The organism is Pseudoroseomonas cervicalis ATCC 49957 (assembly GCF_000164635.1).
Classification (GTDB): Bacteria; Pseudomonadota; Alphaproteobacteria; order Acetobacterales; family Acetobacteraceae; genus Pseudoroseomonas; species Pseudoroseomonas cervicalis.
On sequence record NZ_GG771265.1, the window covers coordinates 1 to 516 of the forward strand.

General features: G+C 77.1%; 1 protein-coding gene. It reads right to left on the reverse strand.

Features of this window, described 5'->3' with window-relative positions; genetic code table 11:
* Positions 1–516, reverse strand: a 516-nt coding sequence (locus tag HMPREF0731_RS22915; RefSeq protein WP_007006669.1) for an aminotransferase class I/II-fold pyridoxal phosphate-dependent enzyme, incomplete at both ends; no start/stop codon positions are given.

Consider the following 516-nt stretch of genomic DNA (forward strand, 5'->3'; position numbering starts at 1 on the left):
AGGGCCAGGCGCACCGAATCCGGCGCATGCCCGCTGCCCACCGCGAATTCCGCCGCCGGCGAGACGGCGATGCGCCGCCGCGCCGCCGCCGCCACGAAGGTCTCCGCCCGCCAGCCGCCCGGCAGGTCGAGCCAGAGGTGATAGGCGCGCGGATCGCCGCGCAGGCTCAGCCCGGCCTCGCCCAGCACCTGCCGCGCCAGGGCGTTGCGCGCCTGCGCGTCCTGCCGCTTGCGGCGCACCAGCTCGGCCACGCTGCCTTCCTCGATCCAGGCGGTGCCGCAGGCCAGGGCATAGCCCGGCGCGGTCCAGCCGCCGAGGCGCAGCGCCGCCGCCAGCCGGTGCCGCAGCGCCGGCGGCACCACCAGGAAGCCCAGCGACAGGCCCGGCGAGACCCGCTTCGACAGGCTGTCCACCAGCACCACATGCTCGGGCGCCAGGGCGGCCAGCGGCGCCCCCGCATCCTCGGCCAGGAAGGCATAGACCGCATCCTCGACCGCGACGATGCCGAGCTCCCGC